The organism is Desulfovibrio sp. 6_1_46AFAA, from assembly GCF_000224635.1.
Taxonomy (GTDB): Bacteria; Desulfobacterota; Desulfovibrionia; order Desulfovibrionales; family Desulfovibrionaceae; genus Desulfovibrio; species Desulfovibrio fairfieldensis.
In genome coordinates, this window is record NZ_JH114302.1 from 396,219 (window position 1) to 415,619 (window position 19,401).

The following is a 19,401-nucleotide window of genomic DNA, read 5'->3' on the forward strand; positions in this document are numbered from 1 at the left end:
GAAACAGGCCGCGGTTAAACGACCCCCCGGCCCGCATGGCGGGAAGCGGACAGCGGCTTCTCTGGAAGAGATATCACCCGTGGACAGGAGAAGACTATGTGTATCCCAAAGAGCCGTGACGGACAATGTCCTTTTGTGTAAATAAAAAAATATTTTGTTATTTTTGTAGGTTATGTGAAAACAGGAGCCGCCGTGGGCCCCACGACGGCGCGGAAAAAACGATATACGAGACGCGCGTCGGCGGGAGTCGGACGTGCCGGAGAATGGAAGCACGGGCGCTGCGGTGGCAGGCCGGAGATCAGATTTCGCTTTCGGGCGTACGCGCAAGCATATTGTCCAGGGCGCTGACGGCCTCGTCGGCATCCAGGCCCTGGCGTCCGGCCAAGTGGGGCAGGTTTTCCACGGCGTCGCAGGGGCGCACGTAAAGCGGCTCCAGATCCTGGGGGAAGTAATCCCCGTGCCGGGCCAGCAGGCAGAGGGCAGCTATGTCCGGGCTGGTCAGGTCCGGCATCAGGACCGCGTCCGGGGCCCCGGCCGGGCCCGAGCCGGTCCGGAGCGGGGTGAAGAGCGCCGCGTTGCGGGCCAGGCCGCTGCCGCAGACATGCCCCGGCCGCGCGGCCAGGCGTTGCAGGGCTTCGGCGGGGGCGAGCAGTTCCACGGACTCCAGGGGCTGGGCCGGAATCTGCGGGCCATAGGCCACAAAGGGCTGGCAGTGTACCAGGTTGCGGCGGGCATGGGTCAGCACCCAGAGCGGCGCGCCGTAGAGCAGGCCGCGCCGGAGCACCGCGCTGGTGGCCAGGGCCTGCATATAGTCCAGACCGGCCAGTTGGGCGCGCCCCGTGCGGCGCAGGGCCGCCGCCGTGGTCAATATCAGGCGGATGCCGGTGAAGGAGCCGGGGCCGCGCACGCAGGCGATACGCCGGAAGTCCGCCTGACGCACCTCCAAGCCCGCGCAGATATCCCGCAGGGCCGGAGCCAGGATTTCCGTGGCCCGTTCGGAGCGGTGCCACTGCTGGGCGCAGAGCAGGGCCTCATTGTCCGTAACCGCGATCTGCAACACGCCCTCGGCGGCGTTGAGAATCAGCTCCAGGCCCGTGGAATGCGCGTTCATGGCGGCCTCCCGTTTAACCGGCGCCCCCGGCGGACTTGATCAGACGCCAGACGTCGTTGAAGGTGGCCAGCAGCATCAGGGCGATGAGCAGGGCCAGGCCCGCGCGCATGGCGTATTCCTGCACTTTGCGGTTCACGGGTCGCCGGAAGATGATTTCCAGCAGGCAGAAGACCACCTGGCCGCCGTCCAGGATGGGAATGGGCAGCAGGTTCAGGATGCCCAGGTTGATGCTGATAAGGGCCGTGAGCGCCAGCAGGCCCGGCAGACCCTCGTGCACCTGTTTGCCCACCATCTGGGCGATCATGATGGGCCCGCCCACCTGGTCCAGGGGCACCACCCGCTCGGCCAGCTTAACAAAGCTCAGCCATGTCAGGGAAACCATACGCCCGGTTTCGGTTGCGCCCGCCGAAGCCGCTTCCCAGAAGCCTTTCGGCCGCATATCCACGCTGTTGGCGGCGCGCACGCCGATAAGCCAAGCGGTTTCATTTTCGCCGAAAATGGTCTTGCGCGCGGCGCGTTCCGCCGTCATTTCCAGGTGCAGGGTCGTGCCCTCGACCGTGGCGCCCTGACCCCGCGTGCCGTCGGCGGCGGGTTCGGTTTCCATGTCGGCCTCCGGAGCGGGCCGGAGCACTTCCAGCTGCATGGGTTTGCCGTCGCTGTGGGCGATGGCCGCGGACATGGCGTCCCAGCTCCCCACGGCCTGGCCGTCAATGCTCAGGATGCGGTCGCCGGCTTTGAGACCGGCCTTGGCCGCCGGGCTGTTTTCAACCACCGCGCCCACATCGGGCAGCAATACGGGCGTGCCCCAGCCGAAGGCCAGAATCCAGCAGAGCAGCCAAGCCAGCAGGATATTGGCTGCCGGTCCGGCGATCACCACCAGCAGGCGCTGCCAGGCCGGGCGCAGGGCGAAACTTTCTTTCGGGCTGAAGCCTTCCGGGATCTCGGATTCATTGCTTTCGCCCACCAGGGCCACATAACCGCCCAGAGGCACCAGGGACAGGGCGTATTCGGTCTTGCCCAGTTTGCGTTTGAGAATTTTGGGGCCGAAGCCCAGGGAAAATGTGGATACGCCCATCCCCAGACAACGGGCCACGGCGAAATGCCCCAGCTCGTGGAAAAAGATCAGGCCGCCCAAAACTATGATTACGGCAATAATGGTCATCAGCACGCGGATTCTCCGTATCTATTGTCTGATTGCAAAAACTTCGAGCATAGTTGGGCTCTCAATTTTCGCCGGCTTTCGGCGGCTGCGCCGCCGCAAAACCCTATGGGTTTTGTGTGTCTAGAGCAGATTAACTTTTTGAAATGCTCTAACGTCACGCGCCAGTTCACGGACCAACGCGCGGCTGTGATGGTCGAGGCGCTCTATGCGTTCTACCAAGGTATGTACTTCACGTTCAAGAGCAAGGGGATCAGCCGCGTCGGCCGGAGTGGTCACGGGCGGACAGAACGGCCCCTGTCCCGGCGCGGTGGCCGCATGGGCCTCCAGAACCGCGCCGATGAGTCGGGGAATGTCCACAAAGCCGCAGTTCCCTTGCAGAAAAAGTTCCACGGCGGCCTCGTTGGCCGCGTTCATCACCACGCACAGCCCGCCCCGCCGGGCCAGGGCCTTGCGGGCCAGGCCGAGACAGGGAAAGGCTTCCAGATCAGGCTCATGGAAGGAGAGCTGCCCGGCGGCCACCAGGTCCAGCGGCGGCACGCCCACGGGCGAGCAATGGGGCCAGAGCAGGCAGTGGGCGATAGCCATGCGCATGTCCGCCGGGCCCATCTGGGCCAGCATGGAATTGTCGGCCAGTTCCACCAGGGAATGGACCACGGACTGGGGATGCACCAGCACGCGGATGCGTTCGCTGGGCACGCCGTAGAGATGGAAGGCCTCGGCCACTTCCAGCCCTTTGTTCATCAGGGTGGCGGAATCAATGCTGATTTTTGCGCCCATCCGCCAGTTGGGGTGCTTCAGGGCTTGCTCCACCGTAACCTGGCGCAGTTCCGCCGCGCTTTTGCCGCGAAAGGGGCCGCCCGAAGCGGTGAGCACCAGGTTGGCGACCTCCTGGCCGCGCCCGGCCAGGCATTGAAAAATGGCGTTGTGTTCTGAATCCACGGGCAGGATGACCGCGCCGGTGCGGGCGCAGATGTCGCGCACCAGGCCACCGGCCAGGACCAGGGATTCCTTGTTGGCCAGACAGACGACCTTGCCCGCCAGGGCCGCCGCCAGGGTCCCGGCCAGCCCGGCCGCGCCCACCTGGGCCGAAAGCACGGTGGAGGCTTCGGGCAGGGCCGCCAGTTGCGCATAGCCCTCGCGCCCTACCAGAACGCGCGGCCTGTATCCGGCGGGAAGCAGGGCGGCGAGTTTTTCGGCGGCGGCCTCGTCCAGCACGGCCAGGAAGGGCGGGCGGTGGCGTTGGGCCTGGGCCGCCAGGCGCTCCACATTACGGGCGCAGGCCAGACCCCACACGCGGAAGAAGCCCGGTTTGGCCTCCACCACGGCCAGGGCGTTGCGCCCGATGGAGCCGGTGGCGCCCAGAATCACCAGGCCGCGCGGTTGTTCCCGCTGCCAGCGCTCGGAGGGCGGCCCCGAAATATAGTCGATCGCCGGACCGCCTTGGCCCGGCCAGAGTTCTGCCATCAGAGTGTCCGCATCAATACCGTCGTATCCGTTGCTTTGCCGCGTCCGGAAAAAAACAAAAAAATGGAAGCGCCCGGAAAACGATGAATTTTGTTTCCTGGCAAGGAGCAAGTCCAGCGCGGGCCAGGGATAGTATTCTTGGTATACAGACCTGGGTCGCGCTGGACTTGTGACGCGGCCAGGGGGCAAAAGACGCGTTTTCCGGGTGCTTCCATCAGAAGAAAAAGAACCACTGATCCACCACCGCCACCATCGGCATCGCAAACAGGAAGCTGTCCGCGCGGTCCAGAATGCCGCCGTGGCCGGGCAGGATGGAGCCGGAATCCTTGACGTGGACGGAACGCTTCAGCGCGGATTCAAACAGATCGCCCACCTGGGCAAAGGCATTGACCGCCACGCCCAGCAGGGCGAAGGAGAACCAGCCCACTTTGCCGTAAATTTCACCGTACACGGCGCAGAAGATCACGCAGGCCACCAGGCTGCCCACAGCGCCCTCGGAACTTTTGTTGGGGCTCACGCGCGGCCAGAGCTTGTGGTGGCCGAAGCGCGTGCCCACGAAATAGGCGGCGGTGTCGGACACGGCCACGGCGGCCAGCACAAAGATCAGCTTGACCGTGGAAAGATAGGTGGCCGGAAGCAGCAGCAGGGGCACATAGGCCAGACCGGCCATGAAAATGCCGCTGGCGGAGAAAGCGTTTTCCTCCTCCACCACGTCCCAGCGGAACAGAAAGGTCATGGCCGCCAGCACAAAACCCGCGCCCAGGCAGACCAGGGCGTCCTGCGGGCGGTTCAGCCAGGTCAGGCAGAGCATGCCCCAGCCCAGGGCGATGGCGCAGATCCGGCTGGGAATGCGGCCCGTGGGGCCCCAGAACAGCGAATAGAATTCCCAGAGGCCCAGCGCCGCAACCAGCAGGATCACAAAGAGCAGGGGCCAGCCCCGCAGCCAGAGCACCAGCAGCAGCGCGGCGGCCAGAGCCAGGCCGGTGATGATGCGGCGGATATCGACGGCATGGTCAACGGACATCAATTTGCTCCTGTGTTTTGCCGAAACGGCGCGAACGCCCGGCATAGACGGCCAGCGCCTCGCGCAACTGGTCGGCGCCGAAGTCGGGCCAGGGCACGGGCGTGAAATACAGTTCGCTGTAGGCGCACTGGTACAGCAGATAATTGCTCAGACGCTGCTCGCCGCTGGTGCGGATGAGCAGGTCCGGATCGGGCTGACCGGCGGTGTAGAGGCCTTGCGCCAGGCTCTCCTCGGTAACGTCCTCGGGCCGCGCGTTGTCGCGCAGAAAGCCTCGCACGGCGCGCACCAGTTCGGCCCGGCCGCCGTAATTGAGCGCCAGGTTGAGCGTCATTTCCCGCCCGGCTTCGGTGCGGCCCATGGCGTGGCGCAGGGCCGTGCGCTGCGGCAGGGGCAGGCCTTCCAGGTCGCCCAGCACCTTGAGGGCGATGCCCTTTTCCTCCATCAGCGGCACCTCACGGCGCAGAAATTCCAGCAACAGGCTGAACAGGGCGCTGATCTCGGACTTGGGCCGGTTCCAGTTTTCGCTGGAAAAGGCGTAGAGGGTCAGGTGACGGATGCCCAGGCCACGGCATTCGGTGACCACGGTGCGCACGGCTTCGGCCCCGGCGCGGTGCCCGGCCGAGCGCGGGAGCCCGCGCGCCTGGGCCCAGCGGCCGTTGCCGTCCATGATGATGGCGATATGCGCGGGCAGTTTTTCAACTTCTTCTGTCATGAATGGCCTATTTCACCGTAAGATTTGAGATTTTTTCGTCGCTGGCAAGAAAGACGAACGGCGTGCCGACGTAGAGTGTAGCTGCCTACACGACCGAGGCGCGCCGCGAAGCCTGACGCCGCCAGCGGCAAAAAAATCCAAATCTTACTAGATGTCCATGATTTCCTTTTCCTTGCCCGCACACTTCTTATCCACGTCGCCCACGAACTTGTCCGTGAGCTTCTGAACGTCGTCCACGGCCTTTTTCAGCTCGTCCTCGGTGATTTCCTTGTCCTTTTCCAGCTTCTTCAGGCCGTCGTTGGCGTCGCGGCGCACGTTGCGCACGGCCACCTTGGCCTCCTCGCTGTACTTGCGGGCCACTTTGACGAGATCCTTGCGGCGTTCCTCGGTGAGCGGCGGAATGACGATGCGGATGATCTTGCCGTCGTTGACCGGGGTAAGGCCCAGGTCGGACTTTAGAATGGCTTTTTCCACCGCCGCGATGCCGCCCTTGTCCCAGGGCTGGATGGTCAGGGTGCGGCTGTCGGGCACGGCCACGGAGGCCATCTGGCTGACGGGCGTGGGCGTGCCGTAGTAGTCGGCCTTGATGCCGTCCACCAGGGCTGTGGAGGCGCGGCCCGTGCGCAGTTTGGCGAAGTCGCGGTCCAGCGCGGCCAGGGCCTTTTCCATGCGGTCCTCAGCGTCCAGAAGGGTGCTGTCGATATCCATCAATTCCTACTCCTTGCGTGGATGAAAAGCTTGGGAAACCTCGTTTGGGTCTTGTTGTCCCTTGCCCGGCATGGGCAAAAGGTAACAACCCGCATCACGCGGGCTTCCTCAATTCTCGCGTACGATGGTGCCCACGGCCTCGCCCAGCACGGCACGGCGGATGTCGCCCCCGAACATGCGGCAGACGATGATGGGCACGTTATTGTCGCGCACCAGGGCAAAGGCCGTGGCGTCCATGACGCCCAGACGCCGCGAGAGCGTCTCGTCGTAGCTGATGCTGTCGAACTTGACGGCGTCGGGGTGCTTGGCCGGGTCCTTGTCATAAATGCCGTCCACCTTGGTGGCCTTGATGATGGCGTCGCACTTCAGTTCCATGCCGCGCAGGGCCGCCGTGGTGTCGGTGGTGAAATAGGGGTTGCCCGTGCCTGCGGCGCAGATCACCACCCGGCCTTTTTCCAGGTGGCGCAGGGCACGGCGGCGGATAAAGGACTCACAGACTTCCTGCATGGTGATGGCCGAAAGCACGCGGGTGGGATAGCCCTGTTTTTCCAGCATGTCCTGCACGGCCAGGGCGTTGAGCACCGTGGCCAGCATGCCCATGTAGTCCGCCGAGGAACGCTCCATGCCTTTGGCCGAGCCGGAGAGTCCGCGAAAAATATTGCCGCCGCCGATGACCAGAGCCATTTCCACGCCCATGTCGAGCACGGTACCGATTTCGCCGCAGATGGCGGCCACGGTTTCAGGGTCGATGCCGGTTTTGTGCTCGCCCGCCAGGGCTTCGCCGCTCAGTTTGAGCAGCACGCGCTTGTACTTGAGTGTGGGCATGGCTCCGCCTTGGTAAAAGCTTTTGAAAGGATACGCCTGCCGTCGGAAAGGGAACAAAGGCGCGCCGGGCCGCCGCCGTGTAACGGAGATGTCATAGCAGAAAACGCGTCCGGCTCAAAGCCTTTTTGCGCGGGTCCGCGTCCGGCGGCCGGGCCGGTTCAGGCGCGGTCGGCGGGCTCGGACGGGACGGAAAGATCGGGCAGGGGCCAGTCCTCCGCCGTAAAGGGCAGGCTCCGGGCCATTTCCGCCAGGGCGCGGCGGACGGCGCGTTCCCGCTGGGGCGAAAAGACCAGCTTGAGCAGAGCGGTACGCCGCTCCAGCACGGTGAAATAAGCGAGATTGTCGTAGGATTCCAGCAGAAAGCGGAAAAGCGCGATGTGTTCCGGCGTCAGGCGCAGCAGCAGGCGGCCGCTGCGGCGGGGCGGCGGCAGGGGAGGTCCGGCGCGCCGTCCCGCGCGGCCCATGCGGTACAGGGCCGGGTGCGGCATGCCCGGGCCGGGATCATTGGGGTGGTCCGCGTCCATCAGTACCAGCCCAGCCAGCGGGCCAGAATCACCAGGCTGATGCCGAAGGCGATGGTCACAAAATAGTTCTTGCCCCACCAGGCCACCAGCAGGGAGGGCAGGGAGACCATCAGGAAGAGATTTGACGTGCCCGCGTTGAAACGCCCTTCGTAGAAGAAAACGTCCGGCCCCACCAGGGCGGCCATGACCGCCACGGGCACGAAGGACAGCCAGTGCCGCAGCAGGGCGGGCAGGCAGTCGCCCCTGAGAAAGGTCACGGGCAGCACCTTGGGCAGCTGGGTTACCAGCACGCTGCCCAGAACACAGAGCAGCAGCGCGCTGTGGACGTCAATCCATGCGTTCATGGCCGGACCTCCGAAGGTTGGGCCGAAGGTTTGTCCGAATGTTCGGCTTGCGTTCCGGCGTTCTGTTCCGCTCCCGGATTCTCCAGGCCGGGGCCGCGCCGGGCGTAGAGCAGCAGCACGCCCAGGCTCGCGCCGAGAATTGTGGCCACGGCCACATTCCACTGGCTCATGCCGGCGGCCTTGAGGGCGATGGACAGGGCCGTGGTGAACAGGGCCACCAGCACGTGCAGGCGGCTCACGCACTGGGGCACCAGCAGGGCCAGAAACATGGCGGTGAGGGCGTAATCCAGGCCCAGGGGGCGCACGTCGTTGACCAGTTCGCCGCAGAAAGCGCCCACGGCGCAGCCGATCACCCAGGCCAGATGGGTGGTGCTGTTGCAGAGATAAAGCGTGGTGAGAGAGAGCTTCCAGCCGCGTTGCAGGGCTGTGATGTGCACGGCGAACGTTTCGTCCGTGAGGCCCAGGCCCAGCAGAAAACGCTGCCAGCGCGGCAGGCGTGCCAGCCAGGGGGATTCGGCGGCGGACATCAGCAGATAGCGCAGATTGACGATGAACACCGCCGCGATGACCGACAGGATGCCCGCGCCCGCGCCCCAGAGGCTGGCGAAGACGAACTGGCCGGAGCCGGAAAACATCAGCACGGCCATGGCCACGGCCAGGGACGGGGGAATATTGTTTTTGACCGCCAGCACGCCGAAGGCGAAGCCCACAGGCACATAGCCCAGCACGATGGGCAGGGCGCGCCGCAGGCCTTCCGCCACAGGGGAGACGGTGGAAGGACTCGACATAGGCGTAACCTCACCGTAGAATGGAAGCAATAAGGGCTACTCTTTTTGCCCCGGTCTGGCAAGCCAAGGAGGCCTCGCATGGACAGAACCCCCTTTGCCGTATTGCAGCGCGACGCCACGGGCTACCAGCGCTCCTGCGCGCTGACGGCGGCGGCTGAACTGGATTTTTTCACTGTTATTCTGCGCAACGGCAACCGGATGAACGCCGGGGACCTGGCGCGGGAATGCGGCGTGGACGAGCGAGGCGCCGCGGTGCTGCTGAACGCCCTGGCGGGCATGGGTTATCTGTGCAAAAGCATGGGCGGCGCATCGGCTGATCCGGATCAGGGCGGCCTGGGGGTCTATGCCGTGGCCGAAGCCTACCGGGACGCGCTGGACAGCCGCCACCCCCTTTCCTATGTGCCCATGCTGCGGCATATGGCCAACGCCCAGCGGGGCTGGGCGGAGCTGGCGCGCACGGTGCGGGACGGCAAACCCCGAACCCGGCGGCCCAGCATCCTCGGCGAAGAGGAGGACGACCGTTCCTTTATCATGGGCATGAACTCGTTGGCCGTGCGCACGGCGGCCCCCATGATCAGGGCCCTGCACGAGGCCGGGGTGCTGCATTTCGGCGAAGGACCGGCGCGGATTCTGGACGTGGGCGGCGCGTCCGGCACCTATACCCAGGCTTTTCTGGAATGTTTGCCCACGGCGACGGCCGTGATATTCGACCGCCCCGTGGGCATTGAGGCGGCGCGACAGCGTTTTGCAGGCACGCCCCTGGAAGGCCGGGTGGATTTTCAGGCCGGTGATTTCTACAGCGACGCCCTGCCGTCGGGTTTTGACCTGGCCTGGATCAGCGCCATCATCCACCAGCACGGGCGGGAACAAAGCCGCGCCCTGTACCGTAACGCCTTGCAGGCCCTGAAATCCGGCGGCAAGGTGGCCGTGCGCGATTTCATCATGAGCGCGGACGGAACCAGCCCGGCGGCCGGGGCCTTGTTCGGCCTGAACATGCTGGTGCATTGCGCGGACGGCAGGGTTTATACCTTTGGGGAAGTGCGGGAGGATCTGGAAGCCGCCGGTTTCATCACGGTGGAACCGGCCGTGCCCGCTGAAACCATGTCCGCCGTGGTTACCGCCGTGCGGCCTTAGGAAAGCACTGGTGAATGGTCTTTTTGTCCCCTGCCCGCGTCAGGCTCACTCCGTGCGAAGGCCGGGTTTGAATATGCTCCCTGCGCCCGTAGTTCGCCTTGCTTCAGCCGTAGGCGACAAAGGAGCCGTACGGATAAAGACAGCAGCTCTAAAAACGTTCTTTTTCCTTAATATAACACAAAAAGCCATCTCATGGCGACACTCTCCGGGAGCAGTTGACACATTTCATGCGCAACTGCTCTAAAGTCCAGGCCGGAGCCGCCGATAAGAGAAACGTAATGTCGTTTTCCAGGCCCGTGCGAGGGCCTGGAACCGTGACCGTCGTTTCGTCAGAGCAATTTAGAGTTAATCCGCTCTAAGGATCAAGGATATGTCCGAAGCCCTGGAAAGCATCAGTCCCCGTCCTGTGGGACCGTTGACGCCGTTGGCTCCCGCCGCCGGTCCTGACGGCGTGGGCGGGGGGGGACGCGGCCGGGAGAGGAGTCCCTTTGCCCCGGCAAGCCGGGCGGGTCGGAACGACGGACAAGAGAGCGGCCCGGCTGGTCTGTCGGGCCTGCCGGATCTGGCGGACAGCCTGAGTCTGAGCCCCGAAGCCCAACAGCAGTTGCGCGAGCTGAAACTGCGTGACGCCGAGGTACGCGCCCATGAGAGCGCGCACATGGCGGCGGGCGGCGGGCATGTGAACGGCGGGGCCAGCTATACCTACCAGAAAGGGCCGGACGGGCGGCAGTACGCCATCGGCGGCCATGTTTCCATTGACGCCTCGTCCGTGCCGGGCGATCCGGAAGCCAGCAGGGAAAAGGCACAACAAGTGCGCCGAGCCGCCCTGGCCCCGGGCGAGCCTTCCGGCCAGGACCGCCAGGTGGCGGCGCGCGCCGCGGCTCAGGAAGCCCGTGCCGCGCGGGATGCCCGGAAAGAAGAGGGCGACGGCGAAGGCCCGGCTGCATCCGGCCTGGTTTCGGCCGTTGTGGAGCCCGCTTCCGCCGGGCGGACTTCCGCCTCGGACGCCGCTGTTTCCGCTGATGCCGCCCAAGCAACCGCATTGACCGGCGCGGCGGCCCTTGCGGGAACGGACCCGGTTGATTCGGCCGCGCGCCGTCGCGCCGCCGGAGCCTATGCCGACATGTCCATGCGCGGCGTCATGCCCACGGCCCTGGCCCCCGGCGGCACGGGCATTTCCCTGCAAGTCTAGGGCCTGTTGGCACTATGCCTTTTTGCCCGCTCGCTACGTCAGATTTTTGCTTTGCAGCGAAGCGCGCGAATCAGTTGCAGCCGCGTGCTGCGACAGGATTCCGACGGAAGGGGATATGCCGACAGCGGGCGGCTGTCAGAGCGTTTCGGCGAAAGTGTGAAATGTCGAGGCCAGCGTCATGGCTGTCCTGTATTTTTTCACTATCTCGCGCAGATCGAAGACGCCCAGAGCCGCAAAAAGCCGCGCCGCCTCGTCTATATTGCCTGTTTCAAAACAGAGTACGGCCTTGAGCCAGGGATAAAAATCGCCTTCCTGCGAGATGAGCGCCTTTTTTACCGCTTCGTTCAGGAAGGCCCGTTCAAAAAGATTCTCGAAGGATGTGCGGTGCATGGCGTCCAAAGTGGAAAAAAGCCCCAGCGCGAAAAGCTGCTCGGCATAGGGGGAGCCGCTGGAGGCGGCTATATCGCGCAGGAAATGCGCGCGGAAGACGCACAGTATGGACAGTTCCCGCGCGGTGTCGGAAGTGTGGCTCTGATCGGCGATGAGCATGGCCGAAAGCCAGCGGCGTAGCCGGTCCACGCCCATGAGCACGATGGCCTGTTTTATTGAGTCTATTTTCTCCCGGAAAGAAAAGGCGACCGAGTTGACAAAATTGAGCAGCCTGAACGCCAGTTGCGGGCTATAGGAAAGAAGAGCGAACAGTTCTTTCCGTTCCATCCTGCCGGAGGCCAGATAGTACAATATCCGCAATTTGGTGTGCGCGTCGGGGGTCAGCCTTTTAGCGGAGATCAGCTCGGGGCGCTGAAAATAAAAGCCCTGAAGCAGCTCGTACCCCGCATTCCCGGCCCATTCCGCCTCCTGGTAGCTTTCCACTTTTTCCGCCAGCATCGTGACGCCGCGCTTGCGCAGGCCTTCCGAGATGCCCGCCAGCCGCCGGGCGGGCGCGCTCTGGAAATCCACCTTCACGATATCCACAAGATCAAGGAACCCTTCCACTCCCCGCTGCCCCCTGTAATCATCCAAGGCCAGGGTGTAACCGAGGGATTTCAGATGCCGCAGGACGGCAATATTCTCCCGCGTACAGGGAACTGTTTCCAGGATTTCGAGGATACACATGTCCGGCGACAGGGATTCAAGGATCTCGCTACGCAGCAGCTCATCAGGTATGTTTATAAAAACTTTCGTGCGCGTGCCGGAGTGGGCCGAAGCAAAGGAAATTCCGTCGACAATGATTTCCGAGGTCGCCTGGCTGCTGTCCTGAATATTGGCGGCGGTCAGATTGGACTGGTCCCGAAAGAGCAGTTCATACCCGTATAATATGCCGCGTACCGTGAATATGGGTTGTCGTGCAAAAAATAGCATAATTGATGTTTGCTGCGAGAAATACGGAGAAAAATTATTTTGTGACGGCAGCATATTTGACAAAGCCTTTCTGTGTCAAATGTACGAATTGAGATGATAAACAGAGAGTAGATTTTACGGAACCTGTTCACAATAACGTATTTTTACTTTCCACAGATAATATGCAGCGCGCATCCGCACATTTTCCTCCGCAGAGGCCCAAGTGCCCGTTGACTGTTTCCGGCCGGTCAATCCGTCTTTTTTGCCGGGCCGACCTGACTTCGGAAACATCCGCATGCAACAAGCGCCTTCCCGTAGAGGATTGCGCAACGGCCGCCGGTGATTTTCGAAAATACGCCGCATAGCCGACTGAGCAGTACGCCGGCAGGCTGAAATCGTCACTTTCACAGCGATTGCCGTCTTCTCTCCCTCCGGCGCGATTTCGTTGCCTCCCGCGTGTTTTCCTTTTTCTCATGGGATGGTTCTTTTTTTGAGTGTTTTCGATCTAAAGATCGAGTGTCAGGCCCTAAAAAAAAGTTTAACTTGAAAACTTATGACGGCCAATAAGGTAGACCCTTCTATTTTCGGTGCGGAGCTTGCAGCTTTGCGCCGAAAATGCGGAATGACCCAAGCGGACTTGGGCAGGGCTTCCAATATCAATCCCCAATACATCAGCCTGCTTGAGAACGGCAAGCGCGAGGCGGGGCTTTCCACCATTGTGGCATTGGCGCAGGCTCTGGGCGTTCTGCCGGGGGTCCTGATCAATACGTATGTGGTGAATCGATCTATAGATCGAAAAATAAATAAAGGGAAGCCCCCCCAGGATTAGGGGAGGCCTATAAAATGCGGACGCCGCTCTAACCGGCGCTTTTCAAAGCACGGCGCATAATTTCCGCCAGCAGGTCTTCAGTCGTGCATTCCGCCGCCGGTCTGCTTGTGACGGCGGCGGAAGCGGGGCTGACGCCGGGCTCATCCCTGGTCCGCACCGTCCTGCCTCCTTGCCCCATGCCTACCCATTCCGGATTGATCCGTTTTTTCTCGAAAAGGGTTATGAGCCAATCGGACGGGACGGCCCTGCGCCGCTCGGCGTCGGAAATGGCCGATTGCCGGATATCAAGGATAGCCGCCAGTTCCGCCCGGGTCTTGCACGCGGCGGCCTCAAAAACGCGGCGCTATTGCGATTCAAAATCTTTTTGCGGCGGGCGGCCGCCAGGGGCGGGCATTTCAGGCATAACGCTCTCCGACGTAGCTGATTGGCGATTGCCGAAAAGCAATTGCCGGGAGCTGATAACTGCCCTAGGACAGCGGGTTTATTCCCCCACAAGGAGGTGTTGTATTCACCGCACTCCCGACAGCATACACGGAGAGACGGTTGCACTTGCCAGGCAAGCGCAACCCCGCGTGTGTCGGCGGCGGGTCCGCCTAGGGAAAGGTGTTATCAGCACCTGCCGGAAATATGCCCGAAGGCCTGCGATAAAGCAAGGCGGGGCGGCTTGCCCGCCTTGCGCCAGCGATTTGTTTGAGCCGTTCACGGCGAAGCTGTGTGGCCTTAACTGTCGCTACAAGGCAGGCGGCGCTGCCTCGGGGCAGGACGGCATCGTCAGGGGGCGACATCAGCGCGAGGTTGGGAGCGGCGCCAACGTTATTCCCACCGTATTTTTTTCTTGACATTTGACGCTGTTTTTTAATAAACGTTAATTAACAAAAACGCGTCACAAGAAAACGCACACGGCATCCGGCCCGACCGTTCACCCCCAAATCGGAGGAAATCCGTATGGCATCCGTCTTTCAACTCATGGCCGACACTGAAACCTTCGCCGTCTCCCTGACCCGCCTGGGGCTCATTGTGGTCCTGTTCTGGATCGGCGGCCTGAAAATCGCACCCTATGAGGCGGACGGCATTGTGCCCTTTGTGGCTGAAAGTCCCTTCATGAGTTTTCTGATGGACGACCCCTCGGACTACAAGGCGCATATGAATCCGGAAGGCAAGCTGGTGCCGGAAAACCGCCGGTGGCACCTGGAGCACGGCACCTATACGGCTTCGTATATCCTCGGCGCGATCATCGTCAGCCTGGGCATTCTGCTCTGCTTCCAGCCCTGGCTGCCGCAGGTGGCGGCCGTGGGCGGCCTGCTGGTTTTCGGCATGTCCCTGGTCACGCTTTCCTTTCTGATTACCACGCCCCAGGTCTGGGTGCCCGACCTGGGCGACGCGGAGCACGGTTTCCCCTACCTGAGCGGCAGGGGGCGGCTGGTGCTCAAGGATGCCGTCATGATGGGCGCGGCCCTGGTCTGCATGGCCGATTCGGCAAAAAAATATCTGCGCCGCCGCGTCGCGGCCAACTGAGCGGGAGAATGATATGAACAGCTCTGAATTCAAATCCGGCGGCATCGCGCCTTGCCTGGCCCTGTGTTGTCTGCTAGCCCTGTTGTACACAGGCATTGCCTCTGAAACTCAAGCCAAGGACATCCCCATGAATGATATGCAGAATGGTCTGATGCGGAAAAAGGCCCACGGCGATCTGGACGCGGTCTGGAAGCGCCTGCTCGACACGCTCACGGCGGCCAAAGCCCCGGTGTTCGCGACTGTGGATCATAAGGCCAACGCCCAGGGCGCGGGCCTGGACATGACCGGCGCGCGGGTGGTCATTTTCGGCAATCCCGCCGTGGGCACGGCCCTGATGCAGGCCGCCCCGGAAGCGGCCCTGGACCTGCCGTTGAAGATTCTGGTCTGGGAAAGCCCGGACGGCGTCATGCTGAGCTGGAGCGACCCGGCCTGGATCGCGGCCCGCTATGGTGCCGATCCTGATCTGGAAGTGGTGAAGAAGATGCGCGGCCTGCTGGAGAAGCTGACCAATGCCGCCGCAGGCATGTAGAGCGTTTTTATATTGAAAATATCTCAACGCTCGGTGCGGATTTTCCGTGAAAACCCGCACCGCGAAAGTATCGCAAGGCGAATTTACTCCGCCGTTAAGGGATAATTTCAAGCGCAAAATGCTCTAAAAGACCCCGCAGAGATATCAACAGCAAAAGAGGCCGCGAAATCGCGACCTCTTTTGCTGTACTGTCCGGCGAAAATTACTGCTGCTTGGGCTTCTTGCGGCTCTGTTTGGCAGCTGCCGCGGGTCTGGACGCGGTTTCGGGCTTGCCCTGCGCGCGGAGAACGGCCTTGGCGTCCGGGTCGCCGTTCTTGGCGGCCAAACGGTACCAGCGGGTGGCCTCGCTCAGGTTGCGGGGCACGCCGGTGCCCTGGTCGTACATCAGGCCGAGGCTGTACTGGGCCGCGGGCTCATTTTGCTCGGCGGCCTTGCGGTACCATTCCACGGCCTTGTTGTAGTCCTGCGGCACGCCCCGGCCCTGTTCGTACATGAAGCCCAGGTTGTACTGGGCCTCGGCGTAGCCGCGCTCGGCGGCGCGGTTGTACCATTGCACGGCCTTGACCGGGTCCTGGGCGTAGCCGCGCCCTTCGGCATACATATAGGCCAGGTTGTTCTGGGCCTTGAGGTTGTCCTGCTCGGCGGCCTTTTCAAACCAGTGCACGGCCTTAGTGTCGCTCTGATTTTCGCCCTTGCTGTTCAGATAGGTCCAGCCTAGGGAATACTGGGCGTCGGCCAAACCCTGGTTGGCGGCGCGGCTGTACCAGTCGATGGCCGCGTTTTCATCCTTGGGCACGCCCCGGCCGTAGGCGTAAAGATAACCCAGATTGTACTGGGCCATGGCCAGGCCTTGCTCGGCGGCCTTGCGAAACCAGCGCGCCGCTTCGCGGTAATTGCGGCGTACGCCCTGGCCCGAGGCTTGAGCCGTTCCCCAGGCGTTCTGGGCGCTGATGTCGCCCTTTTCCGCCGCCTGGCGGAAAAGCTGGGCCGCGCGCTGCTCGCTTTTTTTGACGCCTTTGCCGTCCAGGGTCAGGCGGCCCAGCACATAGAGCGCTTCGGCATTGCCCTTGTCGGCCAAGGGTTTGAGCAGAGCCACGGCCTTGCCGTAATCCGCCTTTTCAATGGCGGCCTGGGCATTGCGCAGGTCGCCCGCCTCGTCGGCCAGGGCTGCGGGTACCAGGGAGGGCAGTCCCGGCGCGGCCGGGGAGCAGAGCAGCCCGGCGGCCAGGAGGAAAAACAGGAAACAGCGGGAAGATAGCTTCATAGTTTCGTCAGGGTTTGGGTCCAGTAGGGATTTTCGCTGCCCTTGACCATCATGGCCTGAAGGGCGCAATAGGTGCGGCGCGCGGCCTGCACGGCGGCGCTGCGCCACCAGGAAACCGGGTCTTCCCAGACCTGGTTGACCTTGGCGGCGGCTTCCTCGGCGGTGCCGAACCAGATTCCGGCCCGCGCCAGCACGTCCAGCAGGGCTTCGCTTTCCGGCGTGAGCGGCCAGGCCTCGCGCGTCCAGAACATGACTGTGGGCACATTGGCGGCCAGGGCTTCCAGCATGGTGGTGCCGTGATGGTCCAGGACCAGCAGGCGGCAGGCCAGCATTTGCGGGGTGAGCGGGCCGGTGCTCAAGCGTACGCGGGGAAAGCGCGGCAAGAGCCATGTGGCGTCCTGCAGGGCGCCGGGCACGTCGAAATAGGGGCGGTAAAAGGCGCGGGATTGCAGCGAGCGGCCCAGGGCCTCAAAGAACCACTGCTTGTCCTCGCGGTACTGGACCATCTGGAGTGGCGTGGGATGGGCGTCCAGGCGGTAGCCGTAGGCGGGCATCTCCGTGCCCACAAAGAGCAGATGGCGGCCGTTTTTGCCGTGCCAGCGTCCGGCGATGCGCGCGATCTGGGGATAGGGCAGGGGGATGAAATTGCCCCGGCTGCCCGCGTGCTCGCTCCAGCCCCAGGTGCCGAAGGCATGCTGGCTGTATTCCACCAGGGCCGTATCGCAGGTGACCCGCACCTGTCCGTAGTTGCCGCCGTGCTGCACGTACATCAGGCGGTTGCCGTGGGCGCGCCAGACGGCCAGGCGTTGGCGGTAGGCCGCGTCCTCATAGGCCGCCACGCTGGCGACGCGCAGGCAGGGCGGGAAGAGGTGCTTCTTGAGCCGTTCCGGGTGGCGCAGCCGCGCCAGGGATTGCGGCAGGGCGGCCAGAAAGAGGGGCAAGGGGTCCAGAGGCAGGTCGGCGCGCGCGCCGGTGGCCCGGCTGCCGTAGGTTTCGGCCAAAGGCTGGGAGCGGTCCGGACCGTCGCTCACATGCACCAGCGAGAGGGAAAAACGCAGGGCCTGCCGGATGCTCATGCCTTTGAGGCGCGGGAAGAGCAGGCGCAGTTGCGTGCGCCGGGCCCACTGCCGCAGACGGCTTTTCAGATCCGCAGGGGCCTCGTCGCCGTAAGCCTCGCTGAGCGGGGGCAGCATTTCCTTTTGCCAGGCCCGGGGCCAATGGGCCTCCAGCAGGCGGGAAAGCAGCCAGTGGTTGAAGGTCTGGCCCAGCGCGCCGTGCAGGGTGAAATCGTGCTCGCCGCGGAAGCTGAAGGCGCAGTTTTCCGGCAGCAGGGGCACGCGCAGGGGCAGATGTCCCCAGGCCTCGGTCATGGCTTTGACCCGCTGCCAGCGTTCCACAATCTGCTTGGCGACGTCGATGGCCCAAGGCGTGAGCAGGGTTTCCCAGTAGGGGGACGGCAGTTCCGCGCTGTGCGGGCAGAGTCGGGCGGCCAGGGCGGCCAGGCTGTCCACGCACAGCGCCTGGGCCTCCTTGGCTGTGCGCTCCAGCACCTTGAGGTCGCGTAACGGTTCCGGCGCGAAGACGAAACGGTCTTCCCAGTCCGGGAAGAAATCTTCCTCACCGGCAAAGCACCAAGGCCCGGCGGCCCAGTGACTTTCCGGCTCGGCTCCGCGCGGCATGGCCCCCAGCACCAGGCTGACGCCGCCGTGCACCGCGCCGGACGCCGTATCCACAGACGTGAGCGCGCTCATGCCCGGTCCAGATCCGCCCAGGTCAGCACAGTGTCTTCCGGCAGGTCGCGTCGGGCGCGCAGGCCGAGCACTTCGTCATAATTGCGCGGGGAAATGCCGTGGGCCGGGCGCTTCCAGGTCAGGTCCGCCGGAGTCAGCGCCTGGCCGGCGGGCACGGCGCGGGTCGTGACCAGGGAACGGCGGGCGTGTTGCCGGGCCGGTTCCTCCGCGGGCAGGGCGCGCACGTCGAGATCGCCCACGCTGTCCAGCGTGCGCCGGAGCCGGGCGTAAAAGCGCTTCAGATCCTCTTTGTCCATGGCGTGGTAATGGTCGTTGCCGGGCAGGGCCTTGTCGTGGCTGAAATGTTTTTCCAGCACGCGCGCGCCCAGCAGGGTGGCTGTTTCGAGGATATGCATGTCCTGCGGCAGGGTGTGGTCGGAATAGCCGATGACGTGTTGCGGGAAGTGGCGCTTGAGCGCGGGAATCATGCCCAGGGCCGCGTTTTCGTCGGCTGTGGGATAGTTCAGCACGCAGTGCAGCAGGGCCAGCTTGTTGCCCTTTTCCTCGATCCATTCCACGGCCTCGGCGATTTCGTGCAGATGGGCCGCGCCCGTGGAGAGCAGGATGGGCTTGCGGAACTCGCAGAGAATGCGGATGAAGGGCTTGTTGGTGATATCGGACGAGGAAATCTTGAACACGTCCATGAGGTCGTTGAGGAAATGCGCGGATTCCACGTCAAAGGGCGTGGACAGAAAGGCGATGCCCGCCGCGTCGCAGTGCTTCTTGAGGGCTTCGAATTCGTTTTTCCAGAAGGAGTCATGCCGCTTGAACAGCTCGTACTGGCTTCTGGTGGGCTCCTTGCTGGTGTCCCAGTAGGCGGGCGAATCCTTGGAGGCCAGGGTGGCGGCCTTGTAAGTCTGGAACTTGATGGCGTCGGCCCCGCCCTCGGCGGCTTCGTCGATGAGGCGGCGGGCGATGTCCATGCTGCCCTCATGGTTCACGCCCGCCTCGGCGATGACGTAGGGCACGGGGATGCGTTTTTCCGGCGCGGGAATATCGAATATATCTGTAATTTTCATACGGATTTCCTCACTCTCTTGCGGATGAAGCGAGCATTATACGCGCTTGGGGCGCAAAAGAAAAGCGCGGTGAGGGCGGCGCGGCGGGCGTCAGGCCCCAAAAGGAGCTGTTAACATTTGCCGCGA

At 63.4% G+C, this 19,401-nt stretch carries 20 protein-coding genes and 1 pseudogene; 5 read left to right on the plus strand and 16 right to left on the minus strand.

From position 1 onward, the window contains the following. Positions 1-298: 298 nt before the first annotated feature. From tsaB to HMPREF1022_RS08470, 10 genes are all read right to left on the minus strand, one after another. Complete coding sequence (tsaB, locus tag HMPREF1022_RS08425) at positions 299-1,111, minus strand: tRNA (adenosine(37)-N6)-threonylcarbamoyltransferase complex dimerization subunit type 1 TsaB (protein WP_009302765.1); 813 nt, start codon at positions 1,109-1,111, stop codon at positions 299-301. 13 nt (positions 1,112-1,124) lie between these two features. Then, a complete protein-coding gene (gene rseP, locus HMPREF1022_RS08430) occupies positions 1,125-2,279 on the minus strand; it encodes an RIP metalloprotease RseP (protein ID WP_009302768.1) in 1,155 nt (384 codons plus the stop codon). 114 nt (positions 2,280-2,393) lie between these two features. Then, positions 2,394-3,737, minus strand: a complete 1,344-nt coding sequence (dxr, locus tag HMPREF1022_RS08435; protein WP_008682188.1) for a 1-deoxy-D-xylulose-5-phosphate reductoisomerase — start codon at positions 3,735-3,737, stop codon at positions 2,394-2,396. 214 nt (positions 3,738-3,951) lie between these two features. Further along, a complete protein-coding gene (locus HMPREF1022_RS08440; RefSeq protein WP_009302770.1) occupies positions 3,952-4,761 on the minus strand; it encodes a phosphatidate cytidylyltransferase in 810 nt (269 codons plus the stop codon). Next, positions 4,751-5,473 (minus strand): polyprenyl diphosphate synthase, encoded by a 723-nt coding sequence (gene uppS / locus HMPREF1022_RS08445; protein ID WP_009302772.1) that lies wholly within the window; start codon positions 5,471-5,473, stop codon positions 4,751-4,753. The genes HMPREF1022_RS08440 and uppS overlap by 11 nt, the downstream gene beginning before the upstream one ends. Before the next feature lie 147 nt (positions 5,474-5,620). Further along, positions 5,621-6,181: a ribosome recycling factor gene (gene frr, locus HMPREF1022_RS08450; RefSeq protein WP_008682180.1), complete on the minus strand. Its 561-nt coding sequence runs from the start codon at positions 6,179-6,181 to the stop codon at positions 5,621-5,623. A gap of 108 nt (positions 6,182-6,289) precedes the next feature. Next, positions 6,290-7,006: a UMP kinase gene (gene pyrH, locus HMPREF1022_RS08455; protein ID WP_008682178.1), complete on the minus strand. Its 717-nt coding sequence runs from the start codon at positions 7,004-7,006 to the stop codon at positions 6,290-6,292. A 158-nt stretch (positions 7,007-7,164) separates the two neighbouring features. Beyond that, positions 7,165-7,530, minus strand: coding sequence for a DUF4911 domain-containing protein (locus HMPREF1022_RS08460; protein WP_009302775.1), 366 nt, complete (start codon positions 7,528-7,530; stop codon positions 7,165-7,167). Further along, positions 7,530-7,874: an AzlD domain-containing protein gene (locus HMPREF1022_RS08465; RefSeq protein ID WP_008682174.1), complete on the minus strand. Its 345-nt coding sequence runs from the start codon at positions 7,872-7,874 to the stop codon at positions 7,530-7,532. Before HMPREF1022_RS08465 ends, HMPREF1022_RS08460 begins: the two co-directional genes overlap by 1 nt. Next, positions 7,871-8,662, minus strand: a complete 792-nt coding sequence (locus HMPREF1022_RS08470) for an AzlC family ABC transporter permease (protein ID WP_009302778.1) — start codon at positions 8,660-8,662, stop codon at positions 7,871-7,873. The genes HMPREF1022_RS08465 and HMPREF1022_RS08470 overlap by 4 nt, the downstream gene beginning before the upstream one ends. A 78-nt stretch (positions 8,663-8,740) precedes the next feature. Here HMPREF1022_RS08470 and HMPREF1022_RS08475 point away from each other — a divergent pair, with 78 nt between their 5' ends. Together HMPREF1022_RS08475 and HMPREF1022_RS08480 are read left to right on the plus strand one after the other, a co-directional pair. Then, positions 8,741-9,796 (plus strand): methyltransferase, encoded by a 1,056-nt coding sequence (locus HMPREF1022_RS08475; RefSeq protein ID WP_009302780.1) that lies wholly within the window; start codon positions 8,741-8,743, stop codon positions 9,794-9,796. 370 nt (positions 9,797-10,166) lie between these two features. Next, complete coding sequence (locus HMPREF1022_RS08480; protein ID WP_009302782.1) at positions 10,167-10,988, plus strand: putative metalloprotease CJM1_0395 family protein; 822 nt, start codon at positions 10,167-10,169, stop codon at positions 10,986-10,988. A 135-nt stretch (positions 10,989-11,123) separates the two neighbouring features. On the opposite strand, the gene HMPREF1022_RS08485 is transcribed toward HMPREF1022_RS08480, so the two are convergent. Further along, entirely contained in the window at positions 11,124-12,350 is a 1,227-nt protein-coding gene (locus HMPREF1022_RS08485) for an EAL and HDOD domain-containing protein (RefSeq protein WP_156802908.1), read from the minus strand. A 532-nt stretch (positions 12,351-12,882) separates the two neighbouring features. Between HMPREF1022_RS08485 and HMPREF1022_RS08490 the strand changes: the two genes are divergently transcribed. Next, positions 12,883-13,158, plus strand: coding sequence for a helix-turn-helix domain-containing protein (locus HMPREF1022_RS08490; protein ID WP_009302786.1), 276 nt, complete (start codon positions 12,883-12,885; stop codon positions 13,156-13,158). Positions 13,159-13,186: 28 nt separating this feature from the next. Here the strand turns inward: HMPREF1022_RS08490 and HMPREF1022_RS19080 are convergent, their stop codons facing one another. Both HMPREF1022_RS19080 and HMPREF1022_RS19085 read right to left on the minus strand, forming a co-directional pair. Next, entirely contained in the window at positions 13,187-13,315 is a 129-nt protein-coding gene (locus tag HMPREF1022_RS19080; protein ID WP_269544222.1) for a hypothetical protein, read from the minus strand. A gap of 18 nt (positions 13,316-13,333) precedes the next feature. Continuing rightward, positions 13,334-13,489: pseudogene (locus HMPREF1022_RS19085) on the minus strand (helix-turn-helix domain-containing protein); the annotation flags it as partial. A gap of 614 nt (positions 13,490-14,103) precedes the next feature. Between HMPREF1022_RS19085 and HMPREF1022_RS08495 the strand changes: the two are divergent. Together HMPREF1022_RS08495 and HMPREF1022_RS08500 are read left to right on the plus strand one after the other, a co-directional pair. Continuing rightward, positions 14,104-14,673 carry a DUF417 family protein gene (locus tag HMPREF1022_RS08495; protein ID WP_008682158.1) on the plus strand — a complete coding sequence of 190 codons (570 nt, stop codon included), beginning with the start codon at positions 14,104-14,106 and terminating at the stop codon, positions 14,671-14,673. A 13-nt stretch (positions 14,674-14,686) separates the two neighbouring features. Next, the gene (locus HMPREF1022_RS08500; protein ID WP_009302791.1) at positions 14,687-15,202 is read left to right on the plus strand and encodes a DUF302 domain-containing protein; all 516 of its coding nucleotides are present in this window, start codon (positions 14,687-14,689) and stop codon (positions 15,200-15,202) included. 202 nt (positions 15,203-15,404) lie between these two features. Here the strand turns inward: HMPREF1022_RS08500 and HMPREF1022_RS08505 are convergent, their stop codons facing one another. The 3 genes from HMPREF1022_RS08505 to HMPREF1022_RS08515 are packed head-to-tail and all read right to left on the minus strand — an operon-like array spanning position 15,405 to position 19,275. Continuing rightward, complete coding sequence (locus tag HMPREF1022_RS08505) at positions 15,405-16,466, minus strand: tetratricopeptide repeat protein (protein WP_009302793.1); 1,062 nt, start codon at positions 16,464-16,466, stop codon at positions 15,405-15,407. Beyond that, positions 16,463-18,217: an LIC12162 family transferase gene (locus HMPREF1022_RS08510; protein ID WP_009302794.1), complete on the minus strand. Its 1,755-nt coding sequence runs from the start codon at positions 18,215-18,217 to the stop codon at positions 16,463-16,465. The genes HMPREF1022_RS08505 and HMPREF1022_RS08510 overlap by 4 nt, the downstream gene beginning before the upstream one ends. Further along, positions 18,214-19,275 (minus strand): N-acetylneuraminate synthase family protein, encoded by a 1,062-nt coding sequence (locus HMPREF1022_RS08515; protein ID WP_008682151.1) that lies wholly within the window; start codon positions 19,273-19,275, stop codon positions 18,214-18,216. The genes HMPREF1022_RS08510 and HMPREF1022_RS08515 overlap by 4 nt, the downstream gene beginning before the upstream one ends. Between the last annotated feature and the right edge of the window lie 126 nt (positions 19,276-19,401).